Raw genomic sequence first — 19,537 nt, 5'->3', positions numbered from 1 at the left:
ACTACGCACTTTGCTGAAGCTATTCAAACTTCAGATGCAGAAATGCGCCCTTCAATTGGCTCATATTCATCCTCTAGCAACCAGAGTTGAACCTCTTCGTAAGTTGAACCAGTAATAGATGACTTTATAACCTTCCGCAAGATCATACACATGAAAACTTCCCTCTTGAGAGGCGAGAAGTAATAACACATAGGGAGGCGACAGCATTGCATCAATTTAGACTTCGGTAAACTCCCAGTTATTCTTCACTGAGTCGGTTGCAGGGAGTGACGTGATATCGATTTTCTGCATCCATTTTCCCCTCTGCATAAAATAACAGGATGCTTGTACCCTTTTGGACTGATTCTGTAACCAGGGTATTACTAAAGTATCTGATAGCCTACACCCCATAGACGTAAAATATCACGACAACCATCTTCAAAAGTTTCTTGAAAATTGATCATTTGAAAGCTCGATAAAACCCAAGAAAGCTGCTCATAATTACAAGGTTGATAAATAATTGGAACAATCTTATTTTCAAAACGATTCTGTTGCAGAGCGAATATTAGCTCCCGCTTAACCCACATTGAATTTACTGAGTTTGAAGAGAGGACTACAAGGAACCAATCACATCTTTTTAGTGCATTTCCAATCTCATCATGCCATTGCTGTGCGCCTAAGATGTTCGTTTTGCTGTACCAAACTGGAATGCCATGATGACGCAGAACCTCTACCAATTTAGAAACAAATTCTTGATCTTGGCTTGAATGGGAAAGAAAAGCTTCACTTGGGATCATTTTTAGAAACTCCACTCTTGTTAAGCAGCAGCTTTTTTGAGAGCTTGGGTAATATTTCTCAACCCTTCCTCATCGTGCTCAAGATTTGATATGTAAATCATCCCAAATTTCTTCAGAATCCAGGGAATTTTCAGTTCTAATTGAGAAATTTGTTCAGAAGGAGCAGCAAGGACAGGAATTACCCGGCCTTTATAGCCCTGTTCGCCTAGAGCATAGCCTACTTCGGCATTTATGTAGGGAGAATCAACCGAGTTAGGTGTCAGTAAAACAACCATTGCATCAGACTCTCGAAGCTCATTAGCAATAACTTCTGCCCAGTTATCGCCCGGAAAGATTTGAGTATCGTTCCAAACTTGGAAATCTGCATTTCGCAGAGCATCAGCAATTTGCCTAACTAACTTTGTATCTTTAGAGCTGTGGCTGATAAATACATTCATCTCATCTTCTATCTCAAATGTGTTCGACTAATAGACTAAATCCAATTTTATCTAAATCTTGTGGCAAGTATTTGGGAAGATAGTGTTATCAAAGGTGTCTCTACAGAGGAATTAGGGATAAAATTCCCCAAAATTAAAGATTTTCTCAAATAAAGATGATTTGGAGAGCAAACAAGGGATAACTAAGGATAGTTCCATTTAGGGTGAGTATTCTCTTAGTTTTCTATGACCTATTGCCTCAGAATTGCCGACTTACCTACAAATGAGCGTCCGCGTGAACGGCTAATGACGCACGGTGCCAAAATTTTAGCCACAGCGGAGTTAATTGCAATTCTTCTAGGCACTGGACAAGGGCCGGGGAAACTCTCTGCTGTGGGTTTGGGACAATATATTTTGAGTGAATTAGGCAAACACCAACGCGATCCTTTAGTAACTCTGCGAGAAGTTAGCGCCGCTGAGTTGATGCAAATTTCTGGTGTTGGCCCGGCGAAGGCGACAAGTATCTTAGCAGCAATTGAATTGGGCAAACGCGCTTTTCAGTCTCGTCCCAATGACGGCACATTAATTGATAGCCCACTTGCTGCTGCTGCTACCCTCAGTCAAGATTTGATGTGGCAGATACAAGAACGTTTTGCAGTGGTGCTATTAGATGTCAAGAATCGTTTGCTGGGTACGCAAGTAATTACCATTGGTACCGCAACCGAAACCCTAGCCTCTCCCCGTGATATTTTTCGAGAAGTTATTCGCCAAGGGGCAACGCGGGTAATAGTTGCTCACAACCATCCTTCTGGGAACCTTGAACCCAGCCAGGAAGATATAGAATTGACGCGTCAGTTATTAGCAGGAGCGCAGCTTTTGGGCATTCCGGTATTAGATCATCTGATTTTGGGCAATGGTAATCATCAAAGTTTACGGGAACTGACAACCTTGTGGGATGAGCATCCACAAGGGGATTAAATGAAGAGGACGCAGAGAGTTCTTTCACCGTATTTTCTTTCTTTCGGTCTGTCCTAAAGTTACAACTCACTTGCTTTCCTGCATGTTTCTAACTAGTTTAGTCACTAGCTTTCTGGGAGTAAATCTTACAGATACAGCGAGGAGCTTATTTTTAATTCCAGGAACAACAACAGTTTTGTTTTCCAATAGACCACGATAGCCGATCTCGGCTACCGTTTCCGCAGTCATAATCTTTTGACCGCTTATTAGCTTTGAGTCTTCCATCGCGGCTCTTTGTTGAAAACCAGATTTTGTAGGCCCTGGACAAAGCGCCGTCACAAAAACACCTGTACCTTCTAATTCATTAGCGATCGCTTCTGAAAACGATAAAACATAGGCTTTACTAGCGTAGTATACTCCCATTAGCGGCCCTGGTTGAAAAGCAGCAGTCGAAGCCACGTTTAATATTTTTCCAGACCCCCGCTTAACCATACCCTTGAGGAATAACTTGGTTAAATGTGTGAGACACAAGATATTGACCTGTAACAATTGCAGTTCAGCATTCAGGTCAATTTCGTGAAATAATCCGTAAGTAGCAAATCCAGCATTGTTAATCAGCATATCAACTCTGATAGATGCTTGTTCTAGCTCAGTGAAAATTTCTTCTGGCGCTGATGGGTTAGATAAATCCTTGGTAATAACTTTGACATCAATACCAAATTTATTTTGAAATTCATCGGCTATTTTATTCAGCTTGTCCACACTTCTAGCTACCAATACAAGATTGTAACCATCCTGAGCAAATAACTTAGCGAATTCATAACCGATGCCGCCAGATGCACCAGTAATAAGAGCCGTTTGTTTGCGATTACCATGCATAGTTTTCCTCTCTTAATTACTTGAAAAAAATGAATTATTAATTCTATGATGTCCGGGCAATTAAACATAATATCCGCAACCCCACCCCGAAAAAGCTGTGCTTGAGCTAACCTCCCCGGCTGCGAACAGGGGTTAATAAAATGCCCTCCAAGAAGAAAATTAGGAGTTCAAGTTCAGTTATTAACCACCAAAAAGGGTATTCCTGTCGAATTTGTGTTTATGCCTGGTAGTGCCAATGATCTCCAGGCAATAAAAATACTTGACTTTTAAAGCTGCCATCTGGTAGTGAACTGTATGGTGATTCAGCCTAGACCGACTACACCATTGAAGATGATTTGGAACAAACTCTTTCATATTTCTTTAAAAGTCATGCAGAAAAAGAATTTCAAGCGTCAAGACCATCCTTGGAATCAATATATTAAACAATATACTCGGCATTATATTGAAACTGTGTTTAGTAATATCACTTGCGTTTTCCCCAAATCGATTCATGCAGTCACATCTGACGGGTTTCTACTGAAGCTGCAAGGATTTATTTTGGCATTTACTCTCCAACAAGCCTTTCTTGAATGAGTTGATTTTGATTGTCCAGTGGCCCATCCTGGAGACTTTCCGCGGGGTTTGGGGGGTTTGCTCAGAAAGCTCTCAATCGGTTCAGTTTAGCTGTTTGGGGAATTCGCCAACGGTATCCGTATCCCGGCTAAAACTAGAGTATTAGCTCTTACCGCTACTTTTGTCAACGAAATCAAAAGTTTGTGGTTGATTGACTTTTTTGGTTGATTACTTTGTCCTGGTGTCACATACTCGATTACGAGATTGATGTTATTTTATTTTTGCACAAACTCCTTTATCCCAATCGCAATACAAGCTATGACGCTCAATTTATATTTACTGCGACATGGAGAAACTACTTTTAGTCAAAGTGGTAATTTCTGCGGTGAAACTGATGCAGAGTTGACTTCTGAAGGGATGCAGATGGCAGAGAGTTTTGCCGATGTTTATCAAAAATTGAAGTGGTCAGCGGTTTATGTTAGCCCGATGAAGCGCACAATTGCAACTGCCAAGCCATTTTGTGATGCTATCGGTATGGATATGCAGTTGCGTGACGGACTTAGAGAAGGTAGTTACGGCAAATGGGAAACTAAGAGTAAATCGTTTGCCCAAGAGAATTACGCAGAAAACTATGTAAAATGGTTGACAGAACCCGCTTGGAATGCACCACTAGGTGGAGAAACTGCGGTAGAAATTGCTAACCGTTCTATGCCTGTAATTGCTGAAATTCAAGAAAAACATTTCCAAGGTAATGTTTTAGTAGTTTCCCATAAAGCCACGATTCGGATTATGCTTTGCAGTTTACTGGGAATTGATTTGGGACGCTATCGCTATCGGGTGAATATTTTGGTCGCGTCGGTAAGTGTGGTTAAATTTGACGTTAATGGTCCTTTGTTAGAAATATTAGGCGATCGCCATCATATACCCGATCGTATTCGCTTTCGTCCGGGAACATAACTGAGTACAACGCACGGTAAGAAGAACTGATTCCAGACGATATCCAGCCACGCCCAGGTCTTCAAACACGTTGTTAAATTGGGGATGAGTTTGCCCAAAAATCTTTCTTAGCTCAAGAGAAATTTGCTTTAGTTATTGTTGGATTGGGATTAGTTCTTGAGTATCGTCCATACTGTAACTCTGTGCTTTGACTATTCACCACAAAGACAACTGCCCTGGCGAAATATTTGACTCCCACGTTGATGGTAATAAAGGTGACACGCACTACAGAGAGCTACTAAGTTTTTTTTCCTGTTATCGCTTGGGTTACGAATACATATTCTAGCGAGCGCACCCTCATCACTCCTGATCATCCGGCAAATACAAAGCGCTACTATCAGTCGGTCTTTGAATCAAAACCTCGGCAGCACTGTACCCATCCCAGCATCTTTTTTGGAAGGAATATACGTCTTGGTAGTATCGCTTTTTCTGTGCCCCAACTGGTCTTGCACCTGAAAAAGCGGTTTACTCTCCACCGCCCTGGTTGCATGAGAGTGGCGTAACCAGTGACAAGAAAATTTCACCTTCGCCACAAAAGAGATATCCTGAATCAACTTTTTAATCGCGCGATCGCCTCATAAATGCAAATGACTTATGGCTGCACCAAAGACAGGATGATGCCAACGAGCGAACCCAAAAGTAGCACAATACTGCTGAAAGAACTGATGACAAAGCCAATCATCCGCTTTTCAGCAGCCTGATAGTATCCCCAAGCGTAGGCAATTCGACCCACAAGCCAGATAGCACCAAGAAGCGGCCCCCAGAATGGGCTGACGTAGAAAGAAAATAACCATAAAGCAGACAGGAAGAAAATTATTTGCTCGCTTGTATTTTGCTGAACGCGCAGCGCTCGTTCAAAGCCGGGATCTCCTGTCATTTGAGGAGGTGGTACTTTATATTTGGCTCTGGCTCGACCAACATTAATTGTGATCACCAAGTACAGCAGCAGTGTCAGAGCAGTTATAAGACTAGTCCAGGGCAACATATTTTGTATCCTCGCGTACCAAAAAAGTATAATTCTTTAGTTTGATAATTAAGCATAGTTTACCGCCGCTGTTCCATCGCTATACACCCCTAATTTTGATCTGTTTTAGGCGATCGCTCTTTTTGATGTTTCCTCTAAGAATCTGATGGAGGCGATTCATCACCTGAAACCAACCACACAGGCGATGGCATTTTCACCTTAGCCAACAAATAATAAGAACCAAAATTTGTATATATACTAAGATGCAAAGGAAGCTATTTCTCCTTTATTAAGCAGAATTATGGCCAAATTTCACCATGATGAATAACTGGTTTGATACAGCTAGATTGGGGATGTTTATTCATTGGGGACATAGTTCTCAACAAGGATGTGAGTTATCTTGGCCGTTAGTTGGGGGTGTATTCAGCCTGACTTTTTGCCAAGATATTCTAGTTGAGAAATATCACTGCACAGCTAATACTTTTAATCCACAGCAATACAATCCTCAAGAATGGGCACATTTAGCAAAAAGTCTAGGAATGAAATATGCCATATTAACAGCCAAGCATCATGATGGTTTTGCCCTATTCCATACCAAACAATCAGACTTTTCAATTGCATCTGCACCTTATAAAAAAGATATTGTACGTGAATTTATCGAAGCGATGCGCTCTGTAGGATTGCGTATTGGTCTTTATTTTTCTCTTAGTGACTGGCATCATCCTGACTATCCGGCTTTTACAGAGGCAGATAAACCTTATCGCTTTGACCAACTACCTCAACCTACACCAGAACAGTGGGAGCGATATATTCAGTTGCTGTTCAATCAGATACGAGAATTATTGACCAACTATGGTCAAATTGACATCATTTGGTTTGATGGAAGTTGGGAACGCACTCCAGAACAATGGCAAGCTCAAAAATTAGCAAAAATGATTCGTGATTTACAACCGAATATTCTCATCAATGATCGTCTGACAAATTGTGGAGACTTTGAAACTCCTGAGCAGTTTATTCCTCCTCACCCACCTGCTCATCCTTGGGAAACCTGCCTGACTATTAATGAGAGTTGGGGATATAACTCAGATGATCGCAACTTCAAATCCTCTCGTCAATTGATTCATACCCTTTGTGAAGTAGCAGGTAAAGGAGGCAAACTCTTGCTCAATGTTAGCCCAATGGGTAATGGACAAATCCCTCCTGAGCAGTTAGAGCGTCTCAAAGATATAGCAGATTGGATGTCTCGCCACTGTGAAAGTATACTTGATACAACCCCAGGATTAGAACCGTGGCAATTTTATGGACCTTCAACTCGTAAGGGTGATCGCATTTATCTACACCTATTAATGAAACCTTACGAGACAATATCAGTTAGGGGTATACCAATCAAACGAGTAAAATCGGTATTTGTTCTTGCTGATGGCACAGCACTAACTTACACAAGTCGCTGTGCAATTATGGATTCTATTCTCAATTCTAATCCGTTAGGAGAATTAACAATTGATGTACCTGAATCAGTAATTAATCCATACGTCACAGTGATTTGTATTGATATTGATTCTTGAGTAATTAATATAAATTAAGTAACATTAGTTGGTTGAGGAATTAATTCAATACTAAAGGCGATGGGGTTCTGCCCACGCCCAGGCGATCGCTTAGATTGGGTACTCTGTATCATCGTGCGGGAGCAGCGTTTCCTCTAAGAATTTTAAAGGGGCGAGGAGAGCGGTGGTCACTGAGCTTGTGGTACCACTTCCCTGCGGGACGCTACGCGAACGTGGAAGCAAGCTAGCAAGAGCATCTCCAAGAGTTGTGCGGGCGGGTACGCTATCGCTCCTCGGTTCTGGGGGAATTGCGGGGGCGATGCCTATGGCAGTAAACTACGCACTGCCTAGCTCTCATACTATTTCACGAAATGCATGATACAAATGATTGATCTTTAATTATTTCCCCTTGCTCCCTGCTCCCTGCCCCCCTGCTGCCTATTTGTATCAATCTTAAAGTGAAACGGTATCAATTCTGTGGTCAAGGTGCGATCACCTCCGATGGGCGATCGCCTGATTATGATGGATTTTCTTGCTGTCATCAGCATTTACAAGCGACCTAACAGTGTGTCGAGAAGAGAGGAAACATCAGCGTCATAAGTAATTGATTATACATTATATAATAGAGCTATTATTTTTACATTATTTGTTAGGAACTGAAAAAGGTTGTATGAAACTAGTTAAAAAAATTTTAGCAACATGTTTTTTATTATTTGGCATTCCATTTTCTGCTGTGATGATTCGAGAAATTATCAATCCTAAAACTCCTGCTCAAGAAAAGCAAAATGATGTAGCTGCTTTAACTATTCTTACTATTCCATCAACCATTCTAGGAGGCTGGTTGAGTTGGTCTTTAGTGCAGCAGAATCGAAAAGAAAAAGCATTACTTCGAGAATCAGAACAAAAGCAGATTCAGTTAGTGTTCTTAGAATTAATTGAGCAAAATGCTGGCAGAATAACGGTATTACAACTGGCAAAAAATGCTGAAATATCAACCCAGTTAGCTAAACAATATTTAGATGAAAAAGCCAAGGAACTTAATGCTGATTTTGAAGTAAATGAAGAGGGAAATGTTTTGTATCATTTCTCTTTGTAAGACTGATCGCACTCACCTAGCAACTTTGACTCGCTCACGTCCCTTGTGCGTCCCGTAGGGAAGGTGGGTAGTCACTTACCAATCAGACTTAAATCCAAGAATTATGCATAATGTTACAAAACTTTATAAGTATTACTACTGACTAACTACAACATAGGTTGCTATTTTGGTAACAACAGATAATTAATAGGCGCTTTGCTTGGAATTCCCACGCCTTAAATTCTTGATTCTTTCTTATTTGTGCCCAAGAACACAAGTAAAGTCTTTATCAACTTTCTGAAGAACTTAATTTATCTCTACGTCAGAATCAAGCGATCGCCCTCACCCAGCTTGACCAATATCGTCAAATATCGTCAGAGCCTATGGTAGGATTTAGAAATATTTGGCGCTAATCCGATGAACAAGCAGTCAGCAGCAGACTTTCTTGGCGTGAGTGTTCGGGCATTAGAGCGTTATGTATAGCAGGGTAAAATCAGCGTTACCTATGATCAGGGTAAAACTAGACCGACTGCTAACATGGTGTGGGTCTATTTATTGAGTGTACAATCTGTTCTAAATCCACAGTAAAGCTACCCAAGTTTTTATACCGACAATTCCATCAGCTTGTAATTTCTTAGATATTTGGAAACTAACAATTGCATCCTTCACTGACTCAGTAAATTTCCCATCAATGGCATCAGTATATAATCCAATATCTTTTAATTGCTGTTGTAATTGTTTGACTCTTAGCCCAGAATCTCCTATCTGCAATCCATTAAATCTATTCAAATCGGCTCGACCACTAACACCTGCTACACCAGATATATCACCTTCATATTGATGGATTAGGTATTGCCCCTGCCAAGCACCAGGAATACTTGGGTTCTTGGTTCCGTAGTGTGCAATCCATAACGGATAACTAGCAAAATCAGATGGATCGCCAAGTTCTTTCCAGAAATTGGGAAAGGTATAAATGATTGGTTTGATTGGTTTTTTGGTTTGTTGTAGAAGGGCTTTTTCCACCTCTGCTAACCACTGCTTCGCTCCATTAACTACAGCTTGGTTACTTCCTTTGTCAGTTACCTCTACATCCAGAACTGGTGGTAGGTCTCCTGGTTCTAATTTCCCCAACGTTTTTAAGAATTCCTTCGCTTGCTCAACCGGGTCAGATGTATGGGGGTGAAAGAAATGATAAGCACCCCGAATAATACCAACAGCTTTCATAGTCTGCCAGTGATGAGCAAAAGCAGAATCTTTGATGCTAACTCCTTCTGTGGCTTTGACAAACGCAAAAGTTTTACCAGAGTTTTTTACTGCCGTCCAATCTACTCTGCCGTCTTGATCGGCAACATCAATTCCTTCCATAAGATTTTTAACCTTTTTGATTAGTACAATACTGAACTTATCAGAGGCTTTGATTAAATTTATGCTTTTTCTGGGTCTTTGAGTAAATTGCTGAAATTTACTAGGGTTGAGTGTCAACAGATCGCACTGGAGTCACTCTAACTTTGCCTGTACAAGGCTTGATTTGTTCTGTGAGCGTAAAGTGCTGGTAAGCATTAGGAGGCGTGATTTCAATTTTACTAGACATTGGGCAGGGTTTCTCTGGGGAACTAATGTGGTTGTATGCTATTTGAAATAAGGCTTGTTTTCCAGGAGCTAGAGTTACTTGTTGTCGAGGTTGCTTACTCGAAAAGTAAGTGTCCTTGGAGCGGATAACTTTAACCCCCTCCAAAGGCTGACCTTTTTCATTCAGTAGTGCCAATCCCGGATAACCGTTGAGGGTGCAAGGGGATGAGGCGTTATTGGTGAAGGCATAGGTAAGTGCAACATTCCCAACGCCAGCATCTTCAGAGACTCGGCGCACTGACAATTGGCTAGTTTCACAGCGCGTCGGATTGGTGGCAATAGTGGCTTCAGGGGTAGAATTCTCTGTAGTTTTTCCAATCGGTATAGGTGTTGAGGTCAACACAGTTGCTTTCGTCGGCTGCTCAGTGATTGCTGGTAAGGCTTGCAGCTGTTTTGTAACAGAGGAAGAACCGACACAGCCAGTTGTAACCATAGTCAAGAGTAATAACAGACTGCCTTCCATAATTAGAATTCGCATAGCTCTTTTTTTGTAGTGAACTACTTACATTGATGCTTCACATCTAGTATAAGTTTCCAAATTCACAAGGGTTAGCGTTGCTGCGTCATTACGTAACAAATTCAACAGCTTATCCATCTTTTTGGGCAACGTGAACAGCAGAAAGAAACGAGAGTTGTACACTGTCTCCAAAGTTCCTCAGTTTTTCCCGCAATCCTGCAAATAGCAACTCCTTCGCCTTTGGCTCCAGTCTCCCCATGGTACTTAATAGCTTAAGGTAGTCATCGATGCTGTACGTTACCTCACACGCGATTTGCTCAGTCACCAACTCCTTAAAATAACCAGAGTCTAGAATGTCTTGTTCAAACCCTCTCAAAATTTCCGCTTGAGTTTTGGCACCTTCATACCGAACAAATGAGGGAGCATAGGCTTGAAACACTTCCTCTATCGCTTGGTAAACTTCGTATTTCGGTTCAGCTCTCAGATTCCATAGGAGGATGAGAAACCCTTCGTCACGTAATGCCGTCGCCGCCTTGGCATACCGAATCTCTGACGGTATCCAGTGAAAGGCATTAGCAGATAAAACGGCATTGAACTGTTTTGCTTCCAGTTCCCACTCCTCAAATGAGGTGTTGTGGATTGCAACATTTGGATAGGTTGCACAGTTGCGTTGTGCCAAACGACAAAAATCCTGGTTTGGCTCAATACACGTCATTGAAAAACCAAATTGAGCAAAAGCTACTGTCGCATTTCCTGGACCACAACCGACCTCAAGAATCGATGCATCTGAGTCAAGTTGGGCTAAAACGACGGACCGCTCGATCAGTTGCTTTGGATATTTTGCTCTGGCGTTGTAATAAATATCAGCAACGGGAGAATACCAATTCCTTCGCTGTTCTAAATCTATAGAAGCTCTGGCATTTATTTCTTGTTTAGAGTCTTGCATAAGCTAGTTTTATCAGCTTTTGAGTCCAACCTCATTTTACTTAGTCTCGTGGATCAAAGACCAATTCAATATCGATTGTCGCGATACTGTTTGCAAGACCCTCAAAAGATTGGGATTCTCTTGTCGTGGGTTTAGTCTTACATCTGCTCCTTTGGCAAATTCCCCCATCCCCCAAGCTAAATACAGTTTTGTATAAAAGCGTATCGTTTTTAATGCAGGGGAATGCATTAATATGCAGCTGGCGCATTCACAATGCGGCTGATGCATTCACAATGTAAACCGACGCATTCACAATGCGGCCGATGCATTCACAATGCAGTTGATGCATTCATAATGTAAGTCGACGCATTGGTATTGTAAGCTGACACATTGGCATTGCAGGGGATTGCCTTTCATTAATTCGCTACGAATTAATGAAATGCTGTACTAAGTATTCAACCGAATTAAATATTATCTGTTGCTTCAATCAAAGCACTGCAAATTCCTGGTTCACTCATCGAATGCCCTGCATCTGGAACTACTATAAATTCGGCTTCTGACCAAGCGCGATGTAATTCCCAAGCTGATATCATTGGGCAGACTACATCATAGCGTCCCTGAACAATTACAGCCGGAATATGGCGAATGCGGTCTACATTTACGAGTAATTGATCTTCGGTTTCAAGAAATCCCTTATTCATAAAGTAATGACATTCAATACGCGCGAAAGCTGAAGCAAATTCACTCTCGCCAAACTTTTGCATGAGTTCTGGGTCTAAGAAAAGTCTACTGGTACTAGCTTCCCAAATTGACCAAGCACGCGCTGCTGTTAATTGAATTTCTAAATCTGGATTAGTCAACTGCTTGTAATATGCTGCGATCAGATCATCACGTTCATCTATGGGAATTGGTTTAAGATATTCTTCCCAAGCATCAGGAAAAATATAGCTAGCCCCCTCTTGGTAAAACCATTGCAACTCTTTTTGCCTCAGCATAAAAATACCACGGAGAATTAATCCCGCGCATCGAGAGGGATGGGTTTGACTGTAGGCTAATGATAAAGTGCTACCCCAACTACCACCAAAGACCGCCCACTTTTCTATACCTAAATGTTGGCGCAGTTTTTCGATATCACTGACTAAATCCCAGGTGGTGTTTTCTCGTAATTCAGCATGGGGTGTACTTTGACCACAACCGCGCTGGTCAAACATCACTAACCGCCATTTTTCTGGGTGGAAATATTGCCGATAAAAAGCTGGACATCCACCACCAGGGCCCCCATGCAGCAAAACGATGGGTTGACCTTGCGGGTTTCCTGACTCTTCAAAATGAATGGTATGAAGGTCAGAAACCTGTAAACTACCTTCTAAGTAAGGCTCGATCGCTGGATAAAGTTTTCGCATTTTCGATATTTTATCAGTAATGTGATCATTGCGATCGCTTGTCTTTGTGAAACAACTTCAGTCTCTTCACGTCAGTACAATCAGATACTATTTAGATAAAAACTGCATACTCTTCCTGCCAAGGAATCCTAACAGATGTGTCCTGTCGGTGTTCGTACTAGTCACTCAACTCACGCCTTAGAAACCGGCTTGGCCAAGCTTTGGCTAATATTGGTGGGAGTCAACCAGTATCAGGATGAGCAAATACCCTGTTTGCGTTACTCAGCACTAGATTGCCAAGGTTTAGGGGAAGTATTAAACTCTGCAACTCAGGGATTTCCGCAAAAGGATGTGAAGATTCACAACGATTTTGCTCACCAGCAGCCCCTATTGGATAATGTCCGTACCAGTCTCAAACAAGTAGCGGCTGCCACTAAATCTATTGACACCGTTCTATTTTATTTTTCTGGACATGGGATGCTAGAGCCATCAAGTCAGCAGGTGATATTGTGTCTTAAAGATACTCAAAAAGATAACTTAATAGAAACTGGTCTGAAATTGCAAGAATTATTGCAATTATTAGAGAATTGTGCTGCCCAGCAGCAACTCGTATGGCTAGATGCTTGTCATAGCGGTAGCATGACGTTATTGGGGGCTAGGGGAGAAACACCAATAGATCCGCAACTCAACCCCACACAAGAATTAGTGGAAGTTTTACGACAACGTGCGGCTAAGAGAAAAGGATTTTATGCCTTACTATCTTGCGATCAAGGGCAACAATCTTGGGAATTTCCGCAATTAAAACATGGAGTATTCACTTATTACTTAATCCGGGGACTGCGGGGAGAAGCAGCTGATTCCCAAGGTATTATCGAAGCAGATGGACTTTATCGTTACGTTTATCACCAAACTCTCGCATATATAGATAAAGCTAATCAGCAACTACGGGTGATTAATCAGCTCAAAAAAGCTCGCGGCGAAAACCAAATTCATCCAGAATATCCATCTCAAACGCCGAAGCGGATTGTAGAAGGAATTGGAGAAGTGATTTTAGGACTTAAACCAGACAAAATAGTTTCCACACGACATCCACGACAGGCATTAGTTATTGAGGGACTTCCTAAAAGCAAGAGTGCTTTGGCTTTGAGTAAAATACTCAATGCATCTGGTGGCTTTGAGGTAAATTATTGGACTATTAACGAAAAAACCCCTTCTTCAGATGTTCGGAAAGCGATTCAAAAGTGTCTGTTATTTGAATATTTTTCCGAGTCACCCAATACCGCCAATTCTATAGAAGAAACCACAACTGTATTTTTATACTTGCGAGGGCAGATTCAAGAAACGGAACAAGGAGAAGCAGTATTAGTACTTTCTGATAATGTTGTACTTAATCGTTCCTGGTTGAGAAAACAGCTGCGCCGATGTCGATCGCAACAAATTATCATCCTGGATTGCCCTGTGGGAACACACACATGTGCATCTCTACGTGATTGGGTGGAAGAACTACAACTGGGACTAGATGAACAATGTTTAATTGCTGCTGCTGTGCCACCTTCGGAGAGTGAACGCTTTGCTTGTTGCTTAATAGATACCCTCAATATTACTATTCAACCATTTGGACTCACCGCAGCAGCTTGGATTACCCAATTACAACTAGAATTATCGCGCACCGATATCGAATTATATTTCTGGTTATTTGGTTCTCAAGGTGTGATTGAAGTCTTACCAGGAAAAACTTTGTTTTCGAGCGATACTTCTGAACAAAAAGCTGAGGATTTAGATAATTTGAGTTCAGCCGTGGGTGTAGATTATACTCGAATGCGAGATTTACTAAAAGCTGGGAGATGGTTAGAGGCGGATGAGGAAACTACAACTCTCATCTTGAAGATAGCTGGTAGAGAAGAAAAACATTATCTTGATTTAGAAAGTCTGGAAAACTTTCCCTGCACCGATTTATGTACTATCGATGCTCTCTGGGTTAAATATAGTCATGGACGCTTTGGTTTTAGCGTCCAAAAGCGGATTTGGGAAAGTTTTAGAGATACTTCTGCCAGCGATCCTGTGCTGGCTTTGATAATTGGCAGTAGTAATGTTGCTGCTTGCCAAACTTGTATTGATTTTGGCAATCGCGCTGGATGGCGTTTAAAAGATTCCTGGATTGATTATAGTAACTTAATTGTGCAAGAAGATGCTCCCAATGGGCAGCTACCATACTTTGGTTTTTTTGAGCAGGTTTGGCGGTTAAAGCTATTAGGTGTTTGGGAATGGCATAGTGCGATCGCCACGGCTTCTTGGTGGCGATTATGTGTTGCTTTATTCTCTCGCATCGAGACTTGTCAAATTAAATAGGAATTGCCCAATAACCTCAATACGCATGGCAAAATCTTCCAATGGCCTTCCACCCACACAGCGATCGCCTCAGCTGAGAATGATCACAGCATTGCAAACTTGGGCTGCTACTCCCGATGGAATGTCAACAATTCTGCTAGCTAAGATGGCATTTAAAATGGCAATAGCATCAGCAATCTCTTTAGAAATTGCTCAGGCTTTGCGATGGGAATATCCTTTTTATGCAACAATTGCTGCCATCATTGTGATGTCATCTACTCATGGCAGCACTTTGTTACTAGGAATTCAACGAATAATTGGCACTGTGATTGGTGCTATGGGTGGAGCCATCTTTGCGGTTGCACTGGGTACTAATTTCTGGTCATTGGGAATCAGTGTATTTTTAACCATCTTTCTCGCTTCTTATTGGAAATTTAATGAGGCGGCAAAATTGGCGGGGTATGTGTCAGCGATCGTGATTTTGAGTCACAGCCAATCTCCTTGGCTGTACGCTTGGGGCAGATTTCTGGAAACCCTCTTGGGTATTGGTGTGGCACTGTTGGTGAACAACTTTATTTTTCCTGCCTCAGCTGGGGTAGAACTGAGGCGTTGTTTGTCACAAACGCTAACTGATTTGAAGCAGTTTTATGAGTTGGTTGTGGACTCTGCCTTTACAGGAAACTACGATCGCCCCCGTGTGGATGAGTTAAAAACCAATATCATTAGTTCACTGAGCAAGGGGCGATCGCTATGGCAGGAAGTCAGACAGGGACAGACAAACGAACCGCCAGAAAAACGCGTGAATGAAGCTTGGGAATTTCTTATCCGCAGGATTTGGGAACACATCTTGACAATGGAACATACCGTACTTGCTAGGCAGCAGGATACTTTCTGGCAAATTTTTTCACCTCAAATTACCCAACTGGCACAGGAAACTGAGAGTGCAATGCTCACCTTAGCAACCGCAGTCAAATCGCACCAGCCTAGTTTATCTTTGTCAGGAATAGAAGTTGCCCTTACTAAGGCTACAGAGCAATTAAATCGATTGGAAGAAATTAAACAACAAGATTACCCAATAGATGAGCTACTCCGGTTTTTTACGTTTTTCTACACGATGGAAGAGGTGGGCAGAAAACTGCAAAAAATGGCAGGTACGCTGAGTCAAGGTTAAAAGTAAGTTAGGTCAATCACCTCGTTAAGAGCCTCTGGCTGGGAATGCCCTCTATGGGGGCTGCCGCCTCCTTTATTAGCGGCAGCCCAATGAACTACTAGAACACACATCTATCTGACATCCCGCACCCCCCACTGTCACAATCGGTTTTTTCGGGTTTTTATCCACCATGAGGGCTACTTTTTATACAAAACCAAAGAAATGTCCAATTGCGATCGCTAATCCCAAATCTCGAAACGTCCAAAATTCGTTGTGTGACAGTTTAGGGTGCGGAATGTGGGATCTATGCATTGGTGTCATCTTAAGGGACTGACAAAAAATAAATTATCCAAAATTATTTGTACATGTTTAGGGGCGCAAGGCCTTGCGCCCCGAAGATGGGATGTTTTTTAACTGGGAGTCCCTAAGGTGAAAGCCACTTTAGAAGGTGAAAGTTGTTCTCAGCGTACCGATAAACGCATCATCGTTATTGCTGTTTTGACCAGGAGAGGTCAACCAGATCACACCAGGGGTGATTGAGACATTATCTGACACGCGATACTTGTAAAAGCCTTCAAAGTGATAAGGTATATCATTACCAGCAAAACCTGGCCGGTTAAAGGCATAGGGTTCAGCACCAGCAAAAATGCCTAAAACATTACCCTTTTTACCGAAGTCAGGCAAGGCTACCCCAAGACCGTAGCTCCAAGCTTGAAAATCATCATTTGCACCAAAGCCTGTGACATCGTGGTAAGAAATGAAACCACTAATTGACAGTTTGTCGCTGGGTCTGAAGGCTGCCGACAGACCATAGGAATTACTGGAAGATGCGTTTACGGCACTTAGAGTGTTAGCTTGACTAGTGCCTACGACGCGGCTAGTGCTAGCCAAACCACCACCTAGATCAAATAAATTACCACCTGCACCATGATAACCGTGAACGTAGGTAGCAGCTATAGCCAAGCGATCGCCAACACTAAAGTTCAACTGTCCAAGAGCTGCATAGTTCCCCTCCAACAAACCTAGATTTGGTCCAGGATTATTAGCATTTGACGCCAAGTAGCCTATTGTCAGTGAACTTGGTTTGAAAAAACTGCCACCGCTACCACTACCAAAGGGTAAAGTAAGTGCTGCACCGGCACCACCACCAATGCGATAGATGGCACTTTCAGTAGCAAAGGTAGACAAAGCACCATTACCGCCATCATAGTCCTCAAAGTAAGGGTTGTTAGTGGCAACATAATCGCTATGAATACCTCCGGTACCCGCAAAGTAAGCTTGGACTGGGCCTATGGGTACGTAATAAGCTAGCCAGTCTATAATCACACCATTATTACCAGTGCTGCCGATTTGAAAAGTTTGTGTGCCTTCAGCAGTATCAATAGGAAGACCAGCATTATCGACTTGATTAAAGGCTAGTGCATTACCGGCTGCAAGACGGGTGTGTAAAATATCTTTACCAGTGAAACTGGTTTGCAAGTCTAAACGTACCCTATCTTGGAAGACAGTATTGTTAGCATCGCCAGTATTACCGCCAAAAATATCATTAACGGCAAAAATAGCTTCACCCACCAATTTCGTGGTAGTTGAAAACTGATTAGCTTCCAGTTCAGCAGTCCGTGCTTCTACAGCATCTACTCGACCACGCAGAGTTGCTAGTTCTGCCGAGAATTCCTCTTGCAAACGCTGGAGGGTCGCCAAATCCTGTTTTGACACCAAGTCACCAGTTGCTGTTGCAATCAGTTCATTAACTCGATCTAAACAAGCATTTAAACCTGCGGCAAATTCATAACGGGTTAATGCCCGGTTGCCACGATAAGTGCTATTTGGGTATCCAGCAATACAACCGTAGCGTTCAACCAGGGATTGCAAAGCTTGGAATGCCCAGTCAGTCGGCTGTACATCAGAAAACTGAGAAACTGATGTGACTTGAGACAGTGAATTCTGGTTCTTGCCTTCGCTGCTGTAGCGGTTAACCTCTTCTAAAACCTTATTATTATCAGTCTTTGCTTGAGCAAACAACTGCTGATTAATTTTTGGTTGTTCTGTTAAAATTAACAATGAAGCACCAATAGCTTCTGGTGCTTGTGTCTGAGCAGTTTTTGCCTTTGTATCTTCAGTAGAGCTTGCTACTTCAGCAGCCATAGCCCTAGCCGAAACCAACACCGTCACTCCCAAAACTACTGGACTTAGTACCAGAGTTTTCCACAATAAATGAGACATTTTTTTATTTTCCTTTCCAAAAAAAACCTGAAGTTAGCAGCTTCAAGAAAAAGAGAGCAAGGAATTATTCTACTTGTTGGAAATCTTACCAGATTGTAGTCAACTAAGCTATGGCTCACAGAATTTTTACGGATGAAGAATCGTAAAGTCTTGCAGATGGTTTATTTGCCAAAGAAAGTTTTGTAAGAATTCAGCATCCAGCAGTCAGAATCTAGAAGGAATCTAGTCTGATTGGTCGTAAGGATTCATCATCATGTTCTCTTGAATTCTGACTCTTGAATTCTATTTTTGACTAGTAATTCAAGCTTGCGTAGACACGTAAGCTCCAGAGGGTTGATCGCTGGTTAAAGCCAAGTTGTTTGCATCAGAAAAACTTGACCTAGATAGTTTTCGACAATGGGGACTAACACCAAAACCAGGAACAGGGTGAGGAAAATTTGCACAAAGAAAGCCTTGGAGAATAGATTTGGAAGCAATGGCGTAAAATGCCACAATTAGGTTTTCACAAGCTAGGGAGAAACTAATGGTTTGCTTATTTTTCATCCCGAACATGACGGGGTAATGGGCTAGTTTTCATAATATCTGTGTACTACTTTGCCCCTGCTTAACAGCTTCCGTATCACTACCTCAGTTATAAACTTCCCCGCCCACCTACCGCTATTTTATATCTCTGAAGAGAGGAAAATAAGCTGCTGACCTTGAATCTTTTTCAAAACCTTGCTTTATTAGCAAAGCCAAAAAATCCTTGTTTGGAACCAAGCACGGAGAAACAAGGTTTTGAATATTATCCAGGGTAAGCGCATCTCAAACCCTATTGACCGAATAAGGCAAAAATAAAAAGTAAAAAGGCACTCATAAAGAAAAATAAAATAATCATAAGCCCCTAAATTTATTTATGGAACGAAGTAAAAACATTTGTTTCGAGCGGAGAGTGCAGCGAGAAATAATACGTCCTTATTAAATCCCCTAAATTTATTTATGGGGGATTATCTTTTTACTTTTTAAACGGTAGTTTTAGGGTTCACCTAAAGCAGAAATAAGTTCAAAATTACTACACTGAGTCAAGGGGTGGGATTGACATTTTAGTCTTTATATATACAAAAAATATAAAAAGCTATTTGAACCATGTTTTTTCAATCATTTACGACAATTCGTCCTAATTTTGAATGAAAAATTGATATTTAAATAGAGCTTATACCAATTTTATATGAAGCTGCATATAATGGAGAAAAGAAACTCGATAAATTAAAATAGCCATGAGCCGCCCTTTTAAGATTGAAATCG

General features: G+C 41.7%; 19 protein-coding genes and 1 pseudogene. 8 read left to right on the top strand and 12 right to left on the bottom strand.

The window, feature by feature from the left end; all coding sequences use genetic code 11:
* Positions 1-23 precede the first annotated feature (23 nt).
* From V7K48_RS05705 to V7K48_RS05695, 3 genes are all read right to left on the bottom strand, one after another.
* Positions 24-152: a hypothetical protein gene (locus V7K48_RS05705; RefSeq protein WP_335070413.1), complete on the bottom strand. Its 129-nt coding sequence runs from the start codon at positions 150-152 to the stop codon at positions 24-26.
* Positions 153-362: 210 nt separating this feature from the next.
* Positions 363-776, bottom strand: a complete 414-nt coding sequence (locus V7K48_RS05700) for a toll/interleukin-1 receptor domain-containing protein (RefSeq protein ID WP_335070411.1) — start codon at positions 774-776, stop codon at positions 363-365.
* Between the two features lie 20 nt (positions 777-796).
* Positions 797-1,213, bottom strand: a complete 417-nt coding sequence (locus tag V7K48_RS05695) for a toll/interleukin-1 receptor domain-containing protein (protein WP_335070409.1) — start codon at positions 1,211-1,213, stop codon at positions 797-799.
* Between the two features lie 225 nt (positions 1,214-1,438).
* Between V7K48_RS05695 and radC the strand changes: the two genes are divergently transcribed.
* The gene (gene radC, locus V7K48_RS05690) at positions 1,439-2,170 is read left to right on the top strand and encodes a RadC family protein (RefSeq protein WP_335070407.1); all 732 of its coding nucleotides are present in this window, start codon (positions 1,439-1,441) and stop codon (positions 2,168-2,170) included.
* A gap of 66 nt (positions 2,171-2,236) precedes the next feature.
* On the opposite strand, the gene V7K48_RS05685 is transcribed toward radC, so the two are convergent.
* Positions 2,237-3,028, bottom strand: a complete 792-nt coding sequence (locus tag V7K48_RS05685; RefSeq protein ID WP_335070405.1) for an SDR family NAD(P)-dependent oxidoreductase — start codon at positions 3,026-3,028, stop codon at positions 2,237-2,239.
* 156 nt (positions 3,029-3,184) lie between these two features.
* Between V7K48_RS05685 and V7K48_RS05680 the strand changes: the two are divergent.
* A pseudogene (locus V7K48_RS05680) lies at positions 3,185-3,601 on the top strand (IS982 family transposase); the annotation flags it as partial.
* A 297-nt stretch (positions 3,602-3,898) separates the two neighbouring features.
* The gene (locus V7K48_RS05675) at positions 3,899-4,537 is read left to right on the top strand and encodes a histidine phosphatase family protein (RefSeq protein ID WP_335070401.1); all 639 of its coding nucleotides are present in this window, start codon (positions 3,899-3,901) and stop codon (positions 4,535-4,537) included.
* 392 nt (positions 4,538-4,929) lie between these two features.
* On the opposite strand, the gene V7K48_RS05665 is transcribed toward V7K48_RS05675, so the two are convergent.
* Positions 4,930-5,130: a site-specific integrase gene (locus tag V7K48_RS05665; RefSeq protein ID WP_335070399.1), complete on the bottom strand. Its 201-nt coding sequence runs from the start codon at positions 5,128-5,130 to the stop codon at positions 4,930-4,932.
* Between the two features lie 38 nt (positions 5,131-5,168).
* Positions 5,169-5,561, bottom strand: a complete 393-nt coding sequence (locus V7K48_RS05660; RefSeq protein ID WP_335070397.1) for an MAPEG family protein — start codon at positions 5,559-5,561, stop codon at positions 5,169-5,171.
* A 296-nt stretch (positions 5,562-5,857) separates the two neighbouring features.
* Here V7K48_RS05660 and V7K48_RS05655 point away from each other — a divergent pair, with 296 nt between their 5' ends.
* The 3 genes from V7K48_RS05655 to V7K48_RS05645 all read left to right on the top strand — a co-directional run bounded on the left by V7K48_RS05655 (position 5,858) and on the right by V7K48_RS05645 (position 8,180).
* On the top strand, positions 5,858-7,105 hold the full coding sequence (locus V7K48_RS05655; protein WP_335070395.1) for an alpha-L-fucosidase: 1,248 nt from the start codon (positions 5,858-5,860) through the stop codon (positions 7,103-7,105).
* A gap of 163 nt (positions 7,106-7,268) precedes the next feature.
* Entirely contained in the window at positions 7,269-7,463 is a 195-nt protein-coding gene (locus V7K48_RS05650) for a hypothetical protein (RefSeq protein WP_335070393.1), read from the top strand.
* A 291-nt stretch (positions 7,464-7,754) separates the two neighbouring features.
* The gene (locus V7K48_RS05645; protein ID WP_335070391.1) at positions 7,755-8,180 is read left to right on the top strand and encodes a hypothetical protein; all 426 of its coding nucleotides are present in this window, start codon (positions 7,755-7,757) and stop codon (positions 8,178-8,180) included.
* Positions 8,181-8,732: 552 nt separating this feature from the next.
* On the opposite strand, the gene V7K48_RS05640 is transcribed toward V7K48_RS05645, so the two are convergent.
* From V7K48_RS05640 to pip, 4 genes are all read right to left on the bottom strand, one after another.
* Entirely contained in the window at positions 8,733-9,524 is a 792-nt protein-coding gene (locus V7K48_RS05640; protein ID WP_335070390.1) for a GH25 family lysozyme, read from the bottom strand.
* A 100-nt stretch (positions 9,525-9,624) separates the two neighbouring features.
* Positions 9,625-10,266: a DUF4232 domain-containing protein gene (locus V7K48_RS05635; protein ID WP_335070388.1), complete on the bottom strand. Its 642-nt coding sequence runs from the start codon at positions 10,264-10,266 to the stop codon at positions 9,625-9,627.
* A 109-nt stretch (positions 10,267-10,375) separates the two neighbouring features.
* Positions 10,376-11,191 (bottom strand): class I SAM-dependent methyltransferase, encoded by an 816-nt coding sequence (locus V7K48_RS05630; RefSeq protein WP_335070386.1) that lies wholly within the window; start codon positions 11,189-11,191, stop codon positions 10,376-10,378.
* Between the two features lie 443 nt (positions 11,192-11,634).
* The gene (gene pip / locus V7K48_RS05625; protein ID WP_335070384.1) at positions 11,635-12,573 is read right to left on the bottom strand and encodes a prolyl aminopeptidase; all 939 of its coding nucleotides are present in this window, start codon (positions 12,571-12,573) and stop codon (positions 11,635-11,637) included.
* Positions 12,574-12,708: 135 nt separating this feature from the next.
* On the opposite strand from pip, the gene V7K48_RS05620 reads away from it, so the two are divergent.
* Both V7K48_RS05620 and V7K48_RS05615 read left to right on the top strand, forming a co-directional pair.
* Positions 12,709-14,901 (top strand): GUN4 domain-containing protein, encoded by a 2,193-nt coding sequence (locus V7K48_RS05620; RefSeq protein ID WP_335070382.1) that lies wholly within the window; start codon positions 12,709-12,711, stop codon positions 14,899-14,901.
* Positions 14,902-14,926: 25 nt separating this feature from the next.
* Positions 14,927-16,051: an FUSC family protein gene (locus V7K48_RS05615; RefSeq protein WP_335070380.1), complete on the top strand. Its 1,125-nt coding sequence runs from the start codon at positions 14,927-14,929 to the stop codon at positions 16,049-16,051.
* Between the two features lie 420 nt (positions 16,052-16,471).
* Here V7K48_RS05615 and V7K48_RS05610 read toward each other — a convergent pair whose 3' ends face one another.
* A complete protein-coding gene (locus tag V7K48_RS05610) occupies positions 16,472-18,253 on the bottom strand; it encodes an iron uptake porin (protein ID WP_335070378.1) in 1,782 nt (593 codons plus the stop codon).
* A gap of 300 nt (positions 18,254-18,553) precedes the next feature.
* On the bottom strand, positions 18,554-18,796 hold the full coding sequence (locus V7K48_RS05605) for a hypothetical protein (RefSeq protein WP_335070376.1): 243 nt from the start codon (positions 18,794-18,796) through the stop codon (positions 18,554-18,556).
* Positions 18,797-19,537: the final 741 nt, after the last annotated feature.

Origin of the sequence: Nostoc sp. (assembly GCF_036919615.1) — a bacterium.
GTDB lineage: Bacteria > Cyanobacteriota > Cyanobacteriia > Cyanobacteriales > Nostocaceae > Nostoc.
The sequence above is the reverse complement of the archived record's forward strand: the minus strand, read 5'-3'. Positions and strand labels throughout refer to the sequence as shown.

Excerpts from the sequence above, each read along its gene's own strand:
- V7K48_RS05630 (WP_335070386.1), bottom strand. The coding sequence starts at position 11,191 with ATGCAAGACTCTAAACAAGAAATAAATGCCAGAGCTTCTATAGATTTA.
- V7K48_RS05635 (WP_335070388.1), bottom strand. The coding sequence starts at position 10,266 with ATGCGAATTCTAATTATGGAAGGCAGTCTGTTATTACTCTTGACTATG.
- V7K48_RS05620 (WP_335070382.1), top strand. The coding sequence starts at position 12,709 with ATGTGTCCTGTCGGTGTTCGTACTAGTCACTCAACTCACGCCTTAGAA.
- V7K48_RS05615 (WP_335070380.1), top strand. The coding sequence starts at position 14,927 with ATGGCAAAATCTTCCAATGGCCTTCCACCCACACAGCGATCGCCTCAG.
- pip (WP_335070384.1), bottom strand. The coding sequence starts at position 12,573 with ATGCGAAAACTTTATCCAGCGATCGAGCCTTACTTAGAAGGTAGTTTA.
- V7K48_RS05685 (WP_335070405.1), bottom strand. The coding sequence starts at position 3,028 with ATGCATGGTAATCGCAAACAAACGGCTCTTATTACTGGTGCATCTGGC.
- radC (WP_335070407.1), top strand. The coding sequence starts at position 1,439 with ATGACCTATTGCCTCAGAATTGCCGACTTACCTACAAATGAGCGTCCG.
- V7K48_RS05645 (WP_335070391.1), top strand. The coding sequence starts at position 7,755 with ATGAAACTAGTTAAAAAAATTTTAGCAACATGTTTTTTATTATTTGGC.
- V7K48_RS05705 (WP_335070413.1), bottom strand. The coding sequence starts at position 152 with ATGTGTATGATCTTGCGGAAGGTTATAAAGTCATCTATTACTGGTTCA.
- V7K48_RS05700 (WP_335070411.1), bottom strand. The coding sequence starts at position 776 with ATGATCCCAAGTGAAGCTTTTCTTTCCCATTCAAGCCAAGATCAAGAA.
- V7K48_RS05695 (WP_335070409.1), bottom strand. The coding sequence starts at position 1,213 with ATGAATGTATTTATCAGCCACAGCTCTAAAGATACAAAGTTAGTTAGG.
- V7K48_RS05640 (WP_335070390.1), bottom strand. The coding sequence starts at position 9,524 with ATGGAAGGAATTGATGTTGCCGATCAAGACGGCAGAGTAGATTGGACG.
- V7K48_RS05660 (WP_335070397.1), bottom strand. The coding sequence starts at position 5,561 with ATGTTGCCCTGGACTAGTCTTATAACTGCTCTGACACTGCTGCTGTAC.
- V7K48_RS05675 (WP_335070401.1), top strand. The coding sequence starts at position 3,899 with ATGACGCTCAATTTATATTTACTGCGACATGGAGAAACTACTTTTAGT.
- V7K48_RS05610 (WP_335070378.1), bottom strand. The coding sequence starts at position 18,253 with ATGTCTCATTTATTGTGGAAAACTCTGGTACTAAGTCCAGTAGTTTTG.
- V7K48_RS05605 (WP_335070376.1), bottom strand. The coding sequence starts at position 18,796 with ATGAAAAATAAGCAAACCATTAGTTTCTCCCTAGCTTGTGAAAACCTA.
- V7K48_RS05655 (WP_335070395.1), top strand. The coding sequence starts at position 5,858 with ATGATGAATAACTGGTTTGATACAGCTAGATTGGGGATGTTTATTCAT.